General features: G+C 55.7%; 11 protein-coding genes. 5 read left to right on the top strand and 6 right to left on the bottom strand.

Annotated features, from left to right (window positions below; genetic code table 11):
* Nucleotides 1–120 precede the first annotated feature (120 nt).
* Complete coding sequence (locus tag ACW9E7_RS21325; protein WP_458728339.1) at nt 121–2,151, bottom strand: alpha-amylase; 2,031 nt, start codon at nt 2,149–2,151, stop codon at nt 121–123.
* Nucleotides 2,152–2,465: 314 nt separating this feature from the next.
* Between ACW9E7_RS21325 and ACW9E7_RS21330 the strand changes: the two genes are divergently transcribed.
* Nucleotides 2,466–3,290 (top strand): protein bax, encoded by an 825-nt coding sequence (locus tag ACW9E7_RS21330; protein WP_111964332.1) that lies wholly within the window; start codon nt 2,466–2,468, stop codon nt 3,288–3,290.
* Between the two features lie 39 nt (nt 3,291–3,329).
* Here the strand turns inward: ACW9E7_RS21330 and xylR are convergent, their stop codons facing one another.
* The 4 genes from xylR to xylF all read right to left on the bottom strand — a co-directional run bounded on the left by xylR (nt 3,330) and on the right by xylF (nt 8,307).
* Nucleotides 3,330–4,508, bottom strand: coding sequence for a D-xylose utilization transcriptional activator XylR (gene xylR / locus ACW9E7_RS21335; RefSeq protein WP_021242460.1), 1,179 nt, complete (start codon nt 4,506–4,508; stop codon nt 3,330–3,332).
* A gap of 33 nt (nt 4,509–4,541) precedes the next feature.
* Complete coding sequence (xylH, locus tag ACW9E7_RS21340) at nt 4,542–5,723, bottom strand: xylose ABC transporter permease XylH (protein WP_133293538.1); 1,182 nt, start codon at nt 5,721–5,723, stop codon at nt 4,542–4,544.
* Nucleotides 5,701–7,242: a xylose ABC transporter ATP-binding protein gene (locus tag ACW9E7_RS21345; RefSeq protein ID WP_115876672.1), complete on the bottom strand. Its 1,542-nt coding sequence runs from the start codon at nt 7,240–7,242 to the stop codon at nt 5,701–5,703. Before ACW9E7_RS21345 ends, xylH begins: the two co-directional genes overlap by 23 nt.
* Nucleotides 7,243–7,314: 72 nt before the next feature.
* Complete coding sequence (gene xylF / locus ACW9E7_RS21350; RefSeq protein ID WP_458728340.1) at nt 7,315–8,307, bottom strand: D-xylose ABC transporter substrate-binding protein; 993 nt, start codon at nt 8,305–8,307, stop codon at nt 7,315–7,317.
* 370 nt (nt 8,308–8,677) lie between these two features.
* Here xylF and xylA point away from each other — a divergent pair, with 370 nt between their 5' ends.
* The 4 genes from xylA to ACW9E7_RS21370 all read left to right on the top strand — a co-directional run bounded on the left by xylA (nt 8,678) and on the right by ACW9E7_RS21370 (nt 13,079).
* Nucleotides 8,678–10,000 (top strand): xylose isomerase, encoded by a 1,323-nt coding sequence (gene xylA, locus ACW9E7_RS21355; protein ID WP_458728412.1) that lies wholly within the window; start codon nt 8,678–8,680, stop codon nt 9,998–10,000.
* Nucleotides 10,001–10,061: 61 nt separating this feature from the next.
* Complete coding sequence (xylB, locus tag ACW9E7_RS21360) at nt 10,062–11,516, top strand: xylulokinase (protein ID WP_458728341.1); 1,455 nt, start codon at nt 10,062–10,064, stop codon at nt 11,514–11,516.
* Between the two features lie 103 nt (nt 11,517–11,619).
* Nucleotides 11,620–12,159 (top strand): isochorismatase family protein, encoded by a 540-nt coding sequence (locus ACW9E7_RS21365; protein WP_458728342.1) that lies wholly within the window; start codon nt 11,620–11,622, stop codon nt 12,157–12,159.
* Nucleotides 12,159–13,079: a GlxA family transcriptional regulator gene (locus tag ACW9E7_RS21370; RefSeq protein ID WP_302238288.1), complete on the top strand. Its 921-nt coding sequence runs from the start codon at nt 12,159–12,161 to the stop codon at nt 13,077–13,079. The genes ACW9E7_RS21365 and ACW9E7_RS21370 overlap by 1 nt, the downstream gene beginning before the upstream one ends.
* Here the strand turns inward: ACW9E7_RS21370 and ACW9E7_RS21375 are convergent.
* Nucleotides 13,072–14,067 carry an acyltransferase gene (locus tag ACW9E7_RS21375; protein WP_458728343.1) on the bottom strand — a complete coding sequence of 332 codons (996 nt, stop codon included), beginning with the start codon at nt 14,065–14,067 and terminating at the stop codon, nt 13,072–13,074. The two genes, ACW9E7_RS21370 and ACW9E7_RS21375, sit on opposite strands and share 8 nt — an antisense overlap.
* Nucleotides 14,068–14,118 lie beyond the last annotated feature (51 nt).

The raw sequence follows: 14,118 nt of genomic DNA on the forward strand, positions 1-14,118 counted from the left end.
CAAATCGGGTGGTGTGGTCGGATTTGTTGTTTTATAGGGCGGGAGTGGGTTTGTGTAGTGAATAATTCTGGAGCTCCTCCCCTCTCCCCATGGGGAGAGGGTTAGGGTGAGGGGTATGATCTACTGATTCCCCGCCCAGACGACCATCACCTTATCGCCATCATGTTCACGTACGAAGCCATACCCCTCTTTCAGCGACAGCGTGGTTTGTTTGCCTTCACCAATCGCCGGGTGGCGGGCGCGGAACTGACCCAGCGTTTGCCAGTGGGCGACGGTTAAGGCCTGCTTGCCCGTAACGTCCTGCCAGTTCATATCCGAACGGGTGCCCTGCAGCGGGTCGGAGCCTGTTGGCCCGAATGGACGCTCAGACTCATCCCCGTAATAGATTTGCACGCTGCCCGGCGCCAGCAGGAGCAGCTCCGCCGCGCGCTGGCCCCCTTCGCGGAACAGACGCGTATCGTGTGATGAGAGATAGCTCAGCACGTTGAAGTTTTGCAGCTTCTCCGCCATCTGCTGCCAGGTGAGATCCATATCGGCCAGACAATCCACCGCTTTTGCCGCCTGTTCCTGATAATCAAAGTTGATCATCGCATCGAAGCCGTGGCGGTAATAATCGCTCTGCATGACGCCGTGGCCCCAGGATTCCCCGGTCATCCAGAACGGTGCGTTGTCGAGCTTTTTATCCGGGTGAGCGCCTTTCCAGGCAGCCAGCGCCTGGCTTGCCTGGTCTTTCAGCTGTTTCCAGGCCGCAAGCTCAACGTGTTTCGCCGTATCCACCCGGAAACCGTCGATGCCGTAGTCACGTACCCACTGGCTGAGCCAGTGGGTCAGGTAGTCGCGCGGGGTATAGCCCGGAATCGCTTTCGCGTGGGTATCGGGCTTGTGTTGATAGAAATTGGGCAACCCGGAAGGGACGGTGGATTCCGTTTTCAGATCGGGTAAAAACGCCAGCGACATTGTTAAATCATCAAAACCGGGGTTGTCGTAATCGCCAATGTCGGTGCGGATCCACTTTTTACCCCACCATTTTTCCCATGCGGCTTTATCGCCGAAGTTGATGTAGTCGTTAAAGCTGTGCCAGCTTTGTCCCGCGCCCGGCTTCCAGTCCGTCCAGCGTTCTCCCAGCGTCTTTTTAAGTTCATCACCCTGCAGGTACAGGGCTCCAAACTGATACTCCTGCATGTCTGCAAGCGTGGCATAGCCAGCGTGGTTCATAACGATATCGAACAGAATGCGGATCCCGCGCTTGTGCGCTTCGTCGACAAGATGGCGTAAATCATCTTCGGTGCCCATGTTGGCGTCGAGTTTTGTCCAGTCCTGGGTGTAGTAGCCGTGATAGGCGTAGTGAGGAAAATCTCCTTTGGTGCCACCGCCGACCCAGCCGTGGATCTGCTCAAGCGGGGAGCTTATCCAGAGCGCGTTCACTCCCAGCTGCTGTAAATAATCGAGCTTGCCGGCGAGCCCCTTGAGGTCGCCACCGTGGAAAGTGCCAATCTCCTGCATGCCGTCTTTATGGCGACCGTAGCTGTTGTCGTTACCCGGGTCACCATTAGCATAGCGGTCGGTCAGCACAAAATAGACGGTGGCATTTTGCCAGCTAAACGGCGCAGGCCTGTCGGTTTCGGCGCGCTCAAGCAGCAGCAGGCCGTTACTGTTGACGGCTGGCTGCAGAGTGATGTTTCCATTCTGCACCGTCGTCGTCTGTTTACTGTAGTAGTCGCGCACGACGGAGCCTTCCGGGAAGGTATGGCTGACGTCCAGCGTCAGCGGCTTACCGTCCCACTTCGGACACTGACGGATGACGTTTGCAACCGGCTGTTCTGCGGCGCTCTGAATCGTCAGCAGCAGGGTGGGCGTGCCGGAGCGGGTATCAATCCGCATCTGGTATTCACCGTCGCGGAAAAGGCGCCACTGCGGCGGCGTGCCGTCACAGGGCTTGAGCGACAGCATCTCATTGAGTTTTATCGCACCTGTAGGCTGCCAGCACGTCTTGTCAAAACTCAGCGTAAGAGGACGCGTACCCTTCGCAAGCTTTGCCTGGCTGGTGAAGACCCCGGTGCCTTCGGCGCTAAATGCGCTAAACCCTGGCGATGACCAGTCGGCATGCGCCAGTGCGGGTAACATCAGAAAGGCTAATGCGGTACGTTTCATTCCTTTTTCCTGTCGCGGCATTTTTGACCAGTGTGCCATCAGGCGAGGGGCAAAAACTCATCCCCTGTCGGTTTCTGTCAGGAGGATGCGTGAGGATGAGTGATCTCGCGCAAAATTAGGTAGTTATCTGCGATAGCGCACACAGTTTTTGTGGAATGATGTTTTTATGAGCAAGTTTCAGGTGACATAGTTTCGGAATTGGACTATTTCTATACGTGCTCTTGAAGTCTATTTTTGATATGATTTGAGATTCCGCTCTCAAATTTGTGAAAAAAATAAGGTGTTAGGATGATTACATCCGACCAGGAGACCTAATGATATCGACTCCCATTCGACGATATGGGGCTGCGATACTCATGTTACTCACCACGGCATTTTCGGGTGAGGTGCTTGCGAAGACGCACACGGATACAACGAGTAAGAAAGCCCACGTAATAAAGACGACAAGTAGTAAGGTTAGCAGTAAACAAGAGTATTCTCGCAATAGTGCAAAGAGTAGTTCACTTCCTGATTTGCGAAAATACCCTTCCGGAACACCAAGGAAAAAAGCGTTTCTCCGGACGGTAATGCCTTACATCACGAGTCAAAATGCCGCGATTACTGCGGATCGTAACTGGCTGATTTCCAAACAGTACGATAGCCGCTGGTCGCCATCCGAGCGCGCGCGTCTGAAGGATATCACGAAGCGCTACAAGCTGAGCTGGAACGGTAACACGCGTCGTGTGCCGTGGAACGCTCTCCTTGAGCGTGTGGATATCATCCCAGGCAGTATGGTTGCGACCATGGCTGCAGCCGAAAGCGGCTGGGGGACTTCTAAGCTTGCGCGTAGCAACAACAACCTTTTCGGCATGAAATGCGTGAAAGGCCGTTGTACTAATGCGCCGGGCAAAGTGAAAGGCTATTCGCAGTTTGAATCCGTGAAAGATTCCGTTAGCGCCTATGTGGTGAATCTGAACACGCACCCGGCCTACTCATCGTTCCGTAAATCACGCGCTCAGCTGCGTAAAGCGGACCAGGAAGTGACGGCCAGTACGATGATCCACAAGCTGAAAGGGTATTCGACGAAGGGACAGAGCTATAACAACTATCTGTTTGCTATGTACCAGGATAACCAGCGCTTAATCGCCGCCCATATGTAATCTCAAAAAAACGCCTTCCACCGGAAGGCGTTTTCTTTTCTAGATCAGCACCTCGCTGTGGCGATCCCGATACTCTTTCGGCGTGGTGTCATACTCTTTGCGAAACACCGAATAAAAATATTGCAGCGACGGGTAACCGCACATCTGCGAGATTTCGTTGATCGACAGCGATGTGGAGATGAGCAGGCTGCGTGCTTTCTCCAGCTTTTCAGCATGGATGACGGCATGAATAGTTTCGCCCACCTCTTCTTTAAAACGCTTCTCCAGATTCGAACGCGAAATACCCACCGAATCCAGCACCTGATCGACCTTAATCCCTTTGCAGGCGTGGTTGCGAATATAGTGCATGGCCTGAATGACGGCCGGGTCGCTTAAGGAGCGATAATCGGTTGAACGACGTTCTACGACGCGAACAGGAGGCACCAGCAGGCGCTGAAGCGGCAGAGATTCTTTATCGAGCAGGCGATGCAGCAGCTTCGCCGCCTGATAGCCCATCTGACGAGTGCCCTGGGCAACGGAGGAAAGCGCCACGCGGGACAGATAGCGGGTCAGTTCTTCATTATCAATGCCAATCACGCACAGCTTTTCGGGCACCGGAATATGTAAGTGTTCGCAGACCTGCAGCACGTGGCGCGCACGCGCGTCCGTTACGGCAATGATACCGGTTTGCGGCGGCAGCGTTTGCAGCCAGTCAGCGAGGCGGTTTTGCGCGTGCTGCCAGTTTTCCGGCGCGGTTTCCAGCCCCTGATAGACCACGCCGCGATACTTCTCCTGCGCGACCAGCTGGCAAAACGCGTGTTCACGCTCAACGGCCCAGCGCTTGCCGCTGGTGGCGGGTAGGCCGTAAAACGCAAAGCGGTGGACGCCTTTCTCTTTTAAATGGAGAAACGCGGCCTCGACAAGGGCATGGTTATCGGTGGCAATATAGTGAACTGGAGGATAGTGTTCGGGCGAATGGTAGGAGCCGCCGACGCCCACAATCGGAACGTCGACGTCGGTCAGCAACTGTTCGATGACGGGGTCGTCATAGTCGGCGATAACGCCATCGCCCAGCCAGTCTTTGATGTTCTCCAGACGGGTGCGGAAATCTTCTTCAATAAAAATATCCCATTCGGATTGCGACGCCTGCAAATATTCACCCACACCTTCCACCACCTGACGGTCGTAGGCTTTGTTGGCATTGAATAACAACGTAATGCGGTGACGCTTTTCAAACATGGCTCACTTCCTAATTAAGTCACAATACCGTTATCAGGCCCGTCGCTTGGTGGCCGAATCCATCCAGACTGCCAGTAAAAGAATTGCCCCCTTGACGATATACTGCCAAAACGTCGGGACGTCCATCATACTCATCCCGTTATCCAGCGACGCCATAATAAATGCCCCCATGACCGCGCCCGCCACGCTACCGATACCCCCTGCGAGGCTGGTACCGCCAATGACGCAGGCGGCGATAGCATCCAGCTCGGCGATGTTACCGGCGGAGGGAGAGCCGGCGCCCAGTCTTGAGCTGAGGATCAGCCCGGCGATAGCGACCATCAAGCCGTTAATGGCGAAGACCGCGAGTTTGGTGCGTTCGACGTTAATACCCGAAAGCCGAGCAGCCTCAAGGTTGCCGCCAATGGCATAAATACGGCGGCCAAACGCGGTGCGCGTCGCCATAAACATACCGCCCAACAGTAAAAGTGCCAGCAGCAGGACGGGTGTCGGGACACCGCGGTAGTCGTTTAAAAGCCAGATGGCGCCCAGCACAATGACCGCCGTGAGCGCCTGACGCCCCACCACCGACGTTGACGCCGGAGAAGCGAGCCCCAACGCCTGACGGCGCATGCGTCCACGCCACTGCCATGCGACAAACGCCAGCAATCCCACCACGCCGATGGAAAAGCCCACGCTATCTGAGAGGTAACTCTGGCCAATCTGCGACATGGCTGCACTGGTCGGGGAGACGGTGGTGCCGTTAGTGATGCCGATTAAGATCCCGCGGAAGGCCAGCATCCCCGCCAGGGTGACAATGAACGACGGCACTTTACGATAGGCTACCCACCAGCCGTTCCAGGCCCCCAGAACCAGACCCAGCACCAGCGTGACCGCTACGGTCAGCGGCAGAGGCCAGCCGAGCCATACGTCAAAAATCGCCGCCACGCCGCCGAGAAGTCCCATCATCGACCCGACCGACAGATCGATCTCCGCGGAGATAATCACGAACACCATGCCCACGGCCAGGATGCCGGTGATGGCGGTCTGGCGGAGCAGGTTGGAGACGTTTCGCGCGCTTAAGTACGAGCCATCGGTCATCCAGGTAAAGAACAGCATGATGACGATAATGGCCGCGATCATCACGAAGACCTGCAGGTTCAGCGCTTTTAGCCCTGCGAACGCACCGGGCGTTGGAACGGCGACTTTGATCTCAGACGGATTGCTTTTCGACATGACGTTCGCTCCTTAAAGCGGCTTCCATCACCTGCTCCTGCGTCAGGTTCTGGTTAATCAGGTTGGCTTTCAGTTTCCCCTCATGCATGACCAGCACGCGGTCGCTCAGGCCGAGCACTTCGGGTAACTCAGACGAAATGACAATGACGGCAATCCCTTGCTGTACAAGCTGATTAATCAGTTTGTAGATTTCATATTTGGCACCGATATCAATCCCGCGCGTCGGTTCATCAAGGATTAATATGCGTGGATTAAGCAGCAGGCAGCGCGCCAGAATGGCTTTTTGCTGGTTGCCGCCGCTCAGGCGACCAATCGCCAGTTCCGGAGAGGAGGTTTTGACCTTCAGACGGGCGAGTGACTGGAGGATGCACTGTTGCTCTGCGGCATCGTCCAGGCTGCTCAGCGCGCCGGAGAAGCGATCGAGCGCCGCCAGCGTAATGTTTTTCCCCACCGCCATGACCGGCACGATGCCGTCTTTTTTGCGATCTTCCGGCACCATGGCAATGCCGCGGGCGATCGCCTGCTGGCAGTTGTCGATTTTCACCGGCTGGCCGTCGATATAAATCGTGCCCTCCCAGCGCCCCGGCCACACGCCAAAAAGACACTGTACGGCCTCCGTGCGCCCGGCGCCGACTAACCCGGCAATACCGAGAATTTCGCCGCTGTGCAGAGAAAACGAGACGTTATTGACGCGCCTGATATGGCGGTTAACGGGGTGCCACGCGGTCAGGTTTTCCACGCGCAGCACTTCATCACCTTTGGTGTGAGGCTCATTCGGGTAGAGCGCCGTCAGCTCGCGCCCTACCATCATGGTGATGATGTCATCTTCGCTCATCCCGGCGGCTTCACGCGTGCCGATGTGCTGCCCGTCGCGGATCACGCAGATGGTATCCGAAATGGCTTTAACCTCGTTCAGCTTGTGTGAAATGTAGATGCAGGCGATGCCGTGGTTTTGCAGATCGCGGATGATATTGAGCAGAACCGCGGTTTCCTGTTCGGTGAGCGAGGCTGTAGGCTCATCGAGGATCAGCAGCCTGACCTGTTTATTGAGCGCTTTCGCTATTTCGACCAGCTGCTGTTGCCCAAGGCCCAGGTCGCCCACGCGGGTATCCGGTGAAATGCTGAGGCTCACCTGCGCCAGCAGCTTTTCACAGCGGAGCGTCATGGTGTCGTAATCCAGCACGCCGTGGCGGGAAATTTCGGCCCCGAGGAAAATGTTCTCCAGCACGGTGAGATGCTTCACCAGCGCCAGTTCCTGATGGATGATGGCGATGCCTTTACGTTCGGTATCACGAATGTGAGTCGCCTGGATAACTTCACCGGCAAAGACGATTTCGCCTTCGTAGCTGCCGTGCGGGTAGATCCCGCACAGCACTTTCATCAGCGTCGACTTGCCCGAGCCGTTCTCGCCACACAGCGAAACCACTTCGCCGGGGTTCAACCGGAGGCTGACGTTATCGACGGCTTTCACCGTGCCGAAGCGCTTGGTGATGCTTTTCATTTCAAGTAAATAAGGCATAACTGCTCCACATAACCCGAGGGAAGAACAGTACAACGTGATGCGCCCCCGCAAAGCAGGGGACGCGCCGGATTACAGTTCGCTCTTCTTGTGGAAGCCGTCTTTAATGACGGTGGCGTCAATGTTCTCTTTATTGACTTCAATAGGGGTGAGCAGGCGAGCCGGAACGTCTTTCAGTCCGTTATTTAGCGTTGCGTCTGCTTTAGGCTGCTTGCCATTGCCCAGTTCCACGGCGATTTCCGCCGCCGTATTGGCAAGCTCGGTAATCGGTTTGTAGACCGTCATGGTTTGGGTGCCTGCGATGATGCGTTTTACGCCAGCCAGATCGGCATCCTGTCCTGAAATGGCGACTTTACCGGCCAGCCCCTGTGCACTCAGGGCCTGGATAGCACCGCCTGCGGTGGCATCGTTGGAAGCCACAACCGCATCAATTTTGTTGTTGTTGGCCGTCAGCGCGTTTTCCATAATCTTCAGCGCGTTTTCTGGCAGCCAGCCGTCGGCCCACTGATCGCCGACCACCTTAATTTCCCCGTTGTCGATGTACGGCTTAAGGACTTTCATTTGCCCTTCGCGGAACAGCTTGGCGTTGTTATCCACCGGAGAGCCGCCCATCAGGAAATAATTGCCCTGAGGCACTTTGTCGATCAGGCTTTGCGCCTGTAATTCCCCGACTTTTTCATTGTCGAACGAAATATAATAATCAATGTCCGCATTATTAATCATGCGGTCATAGGCCAGGACTTTAATGCCTTCCTGTTTGGCTTCTTTCACCACGTTACTTAATACCTGGCCGTTATAGGGGATAATGACCAGCACATCGACGCCACGGTTGATCATATTCTCAATCTGCGACATTTGTGTTTCTTCGTTGCCGTTAGCCGACTGAACAAACACGCTGGCGCCGAGGGATTCTGCTTTTTTAACAAAAATATCGCGATCTTTTTGCCAGCGCTCCAGGCGCAGGTCGTCAATCGCCATGCCAATTTTGACCTCTTTGGCATGTCCTGCAAAGCTTGCAAGGAGGAGCGTAGTGCAGAGCGTTAGAGTCAGGTTCTTTATCTTCATAATTATTTGGCCTTTTTGTAGGGGTATATGTTGCTGAGATAAAAGAAACATTCACTGCTGGGACGCAGCAAATTTTTAACGCGGAAAGGCGGGCTGGCAATTACAGATTTTTATCTTCGCATTATGATATTTGGTTTATTTCTGAATTTATGACCACGATCGGATTTTAAAATACGTAACGTCTTAATTACATTTGATTCTGGAATATGCGCCGAAAATAGTTTGTCTGCGCATTATTTTGCGAGCCAGCGCACAGTTGTGCATTCTCTCAATAGCAGTGTGAAATAACGTAATTGAGCAACCCAAAATGTCTATTCACTATTACTCCTGTATCAACGACTCGCCGCATACCCTGATTATGGAGCTCAATATGCAAGCTTATTTCGACCAACTCGATCGTGTTCGTTACGAAGGCCCGAAAACGACCAATCCTTTAGCATTTCGTCACTACAACCCGGATGAGCTGGTGCTGGGTAAGCGCATGGAAGATCATCTGCGCTTTGCCGCCTGTTACTGGCATACCTTCTGCTGGAATGGCGCCGATATGTTCGGCGTGGGCTCCTTTGATCGCCCATGGCAGCAGCCGGGTGAGGCCATCGAACTGGCAAAGCGCAAAGCCGACGTTGCGTTTGAGTTCTTCCACAAACTGAACGTGCCGTACTACTGCTTCCATGACGTCGACGTGTCGCCGGAAGGCGCATCGCTGAAAGAGTATCTGAACAACTTTGCACAGATGGTGGATGTACTGGCAGCAAAACAGCAGCAAAGCGGCGTAAAGCTGCTCTGGGGCACGGCAAACTGCTTCACTAACCCACGCTACGGCGCGGGTGCGGCAACCAACCCGGACCCGGAAGTGTTTAGCTGGGCGGCCACGCAGGTTGTGACGGCAATGAACGCCACGCATCAGCTGGGTGGCGAGAACTATGTCCTGTGGGGTGGCCGTGAAGGCTATGAAACCCTGCTCAACACCGATCTGCGTCAGGAGCGCGAGCAGATTGGCCGCTTTATGCAGATGGTTGTCGACCACAAGCACAAAATTGGCTTCCGCGGCACGCTGTTGATCGAGCCGAAGCCGCAGGAACCAACGAAGCATCAGTATGACTACGACGTGGCGACGGTGTATGGCTTCCTGAAGCAGTTCGGTCTGGAAAAAGAGATCAAAGTGAACATTGAGGCCAACCACGCCACGCTGGCGGGCCACTCTTTCCACCACGAGATCGCGTCTGCGATTGCGCTGGGCATCTTCGGCTCGGTCGATGCGAACCGCGGCGACCCGCAGTTGGGCTGGGACACCGATCAGTTCCCGAACAGCGTGGAAGAGAATGCGCTGGTGATGTACGAGATCGTCAAAGCGGGCGGTTTCACCACCGGTGGCCTGAACTTTGACGCCAAAGTGCGTCGCCAGAGCACCGACAAATACGATCTGTTCTACGGCCACATTGGCGCGATGGACACCATGGCGCTGGCGCTGAAAGTGGCGGCACGTATGATTGAAGACGGCGAGCTGGATAAACGCGTGGCGAAGCGCTACAGCGGCTGGAACAGTGAGCTGGGCCAGCAAATTTTGAAAGGGCAGTTATCGCTTGCGGACATCGCGAAGTACGCTGAACAACATCAGCTGGCGCCGCAGCACCAGAGCGGGCACCAGGAACTGCTGGAAAATCTGGTTAATCACTACCTGTTCGATAAATAACAGCATCCAGGCCCGGTACGCGGAAGCGCCACCGGGCATTTCTGTCAAAGGAGTCACCGCAATGTATATCGGGATTGATCTGGGCACATCGGGTGTGAAAGCCATCCTGTTAAGCGAGCAGGGCGAGGTGTTAGCAACGCAGACAGAAAAGCTGCATGTTTCACGTCCGCATCCGCTGTGGTCGGAACAGGACCCGGAGCAGTGGTGGCAGGCAACGGATCGTGCATTCAAAGCTTTAGGTGAGCAGCATAGCCTGCGCGACGTTAAAGCGCTGGGGATTGCCGGGCAAATGCACGGTGCAACCTTGCTGGATAGCGAGCATCGCGTGTTGCGACCCGCCATTCTCTGGAACGATGGCCGCTGTGCGGAAGAGTGCGCGCTTCTTGAGGCGCATGTACCCACGTCTCGTGAAATTACCGGCAACCTGATGATGCCCGGCTTTACTGCGCCCAAACTGCTGTGGGTGCAGCGACACGAGCCTGAGATTTTCCGTCAGGTGGCGAAAGTTCTGCTGCCGAAAGACTATCTGCGCTTTCGTATGACGGGCGATTTTGCTTCCGACATGTCCGATGCCGCAGGCACGATGTGGCTCGACGTGGCGAAACGCGACTGGAGCGAGGCGATGCTGGATGCTTGCCATCTAACCCGGGAACACATGCCCGGGCTGTTCGAAGGTAGCGAGGTAACAGGCACGTTGCTGCCGGACGTTGCGGAACGCTGGAATATGCCTGCCGTACCGGTGGTTGCCGGGGGCGGTGACAATGCCGCGGGTGCCGTGGGCGTCGGCATGGTTGAGGCGGGTCAGGCGATGCTGTCGCTGGGAACGTCTGGCGTCTATTTTGCCGTCAGTGACGGCTATCGCAGCAATCCCGAAAGCGCGGTGCACAGTTTCTGTCATGCACTTCCTGGGAAATGGCATTTGATGTCGGTGATGCTGAGCGCTGCGTCCTGCCTGGACTGGGCGGCGAAGTTGACCGGGATGGCCGATGTTCCTGCGTTGATTGCCGCAGCACAGCAGGCGGATGAAAATGCCGGTACCGTCTGGTTTTTACCGTATCTTTCTGGCGAACGTACGCCGCACAACAACCCGGAAGCGAAAGGGGTGTTTTTTGGCTTAACCCATCAGCATGGTCCGGCAGAACTGGCGCGTGCAGTTCTGGAAGGGGTGGGCTATGCGCTGGCCGACGGGATGGACGTGGTGCACGACTGCGGCCTGAAACCGACGAGCGTCACTCTGATTGGCGGAGGTGCGCGAAGCCCTTACTGGCGACAAATGCTTTCGGATATCAGCGGGTTGCAGCTGGATTTCCGCACGGGAGGGGATGTTGGCCCCGCGCTCGGCGCCGCGCGTCTGGCGCAGATTGCTGTGAACCCGGAAAAACCGCTTTCACAACTGCTGCCGCAGCTTACCCTTGAGCAGGCGCATTTCCCGAACGCGGTAAACCATGCGCGGTACGCGGAAAGGCGCGCGGTATTCCGTAAAATCTACCAGCAGCTGCTGCCGCTGATGTCGTAAATACGCTTGTCCGGGAGAGGCACGAGGATGTCCTTTTTTGGTCTGTGCGTGCCTTCCTTTCCTTGCCAGTATGGTGTCACACCCACCGGCGAGGAGATTCATCATGTCACGTATTGCACTCATCAATATTGATACTCAGCAGTCCTTCCATCACCGCAATTACTGGCAGGAAAGCGAGATCCCTGCCTTTCAGCAGGCGATGCTGGGGCTGATTGATGGCTGCCAGGCACGTAATATCCCGGTCGTTGATATTTTTCACGTGGATGAAGACGGTTCTTTCACCCTGGAAAGCGGCTATGTCAAACCGATGGCCTTTTTGCGTCATCAGCCGGATGTGGTTTTTCAGAAACACGTCCATAATGCCTTCACGGATACCGGGCTTGACCGCTGGCTGCGCGAGCGTGATATCAACCAGCTGATTATCTGCGGCATTCGCACTGAACAATGCTGTGAAACCACCGCCCGGGTGGCATCCGATCTGGGTTATGCTGTGACCTTTGTAAGCGAGGCGACGCTGACGTTTCCCATGACGTACAAAGGGATAACCCTTAGCGCAGCGGAAATTCGCCACCGTACCGAAACGGTACTGTCCGGGCGTTTTGCCGAAATTAAAACGGTAGCGGAGACGCTGGAGTCACTGTAATGAGCATCGACGTCTGGTTCGTCATGTTGCCCGGGGTGCTGTCATTAGATATGACGGGCCCGGCAGAGACCTTTGTGCTGGCTGGCGACGCGTTTCGTCTGCATTACATTGGCCCGCAACCTGACGTTCCGACATCGATAGGTCTGACGATGAGCGGCATTCAGCCGCTGCCGGAACGTCTTCCAGAGGGGAGCCTGCTGGTATTGCCCGGCGTGAGTGACTCCCGCGCTCAGTTTTCGACGCCGCAGGCGTTACGGATACAGCACTGGCTGATGCGCCTGCAGCCGGCCATTCAGCGCCGGGATATCACGGTGATGTGCGTCTGTTCTGGCGCGCTGCTGGCGGCGAAATCGGGCCTGCTGAACAACCGGCAGTGTACAACCCACCATGACGTTATCAGCCGTTTACGCACCGCAGCCCCCTCGGCGACGATTAAAGAAAACCGCATCTTTGTGCAGGACGAGAACATCTGGACCAGCGCGGGGATCACGTCGGGCATCGATCTGGCGCTGCATATGATTAACCGCCTGTGCGGTCCCGAAAAGGCGCTGAGTGTGGCGCGCGAGATGGTGGTCTGGTTCCGCCGTTCCGGTGACGATCCCCAGCTATCCCCGTGGCTGCGCTACCGCAATCATCTTCATCCGGCGATCCATCGGGCGCAGGATGCGCTCACGGCCGAGCCGCAAAAAGCGTGGAGCTTGCCTGACATCGCCGCGCTGGCGCACGTCAGCCCGCGCCATCTCACCCGGCTTTTCCAGACTCATTTAGGCATTAGCGTTCGCGATTATCTGGAACAGCTGCGTCTGGCGGTGGCGGAGCAGTGGCTATTGCACGGGCGCGGCGTGGAGCAGGCTTCCCTGGCGGCAGGGTTTTCCTCCCCGCGCCAGTACCATCGCGCCCGGCAGCGCAGCGTTAGCTGACGAAGCGGCGAACGTCTATTTTTTGCAGCAGCATCGACAGCAGCAGGCTGATCGCCAGGGTCGCGGCAAAAATCCAGATGATATCCAGCACCGGCCAGGTTTTAAGCTCGACGCCTCGTGTCCGAAGCGCGTGGATCACCAGCGCGTGAAAACCGTAAATCCCGAGAGAGTGTCGTGAAATGACGCTCAGTACGGGAAGGGGACGCGCATTCAGGGTGTTTTTGGCGAGCGTGAGCAGCGATACGGCACAGATAAAGACCATCGGCCCGCAGTAGAGATACCAGGTATCGGCAAAATTACCACGCCACTGCAGCTCGTACAGCGTCCCACGTGAAATCACCGCCACGCCAGCGATAAACAGCGCCCCGCAGAGCCAGTTCAGCCCGCGTTTTTGCGTGTCCATCATCCCGATGGCGCGCCCCAGCATGCTGTAAAGCACGTAGTAAAAGGTATCGCCATTGATATAAAGATTCACCGGCAACCACTCAAATCCGTCGATTTTCTGCGAAACCGTATTCGGGTTGGCGATGATGCCAATCACCACCATCAGGGCCAGGAGCATTTTCCCGCTGACGTTTTTCACCTGAATGAGCGGGGAGACCAGATAGATAACGATAATGGCGAAGAAGAACCACAGGTGGTAGAACACCGGTTTTTGCAGCACGTATTTCAGCGATAGTCCGGCGTTTATTGAGGTAAACAGGGTGATATAGAGCAGGGCAACGGAGCTGTAAAACCCCAGGCAGGCCGCGATGCGGATGAAGTGCCTTGGCTGCGCGCTGCGCTCGCCAAAAAAGAGAAAGCCGGAAATCATAAAGAACAGCGGCACGCTGACGCGTGACGCAGAGTTGAGAATATTGGCGATATCCCAGTTAACGGGGCTGATGCTGTGGGCATTCGTGACGTACCAGGTCGTTGTGTGGATCATGACCACCATCAGACACGCTATTCCTCGCAGGTTATCAATCCAGTTAATTTTTGACGGCATCAGTTCCTCGTATTCCCTGTAAATTGAGTGTGACTCCCATTGTCCAAAAGT

Source organism: Enterobacter sp. H2G27, from assembly GCF_054403075.1.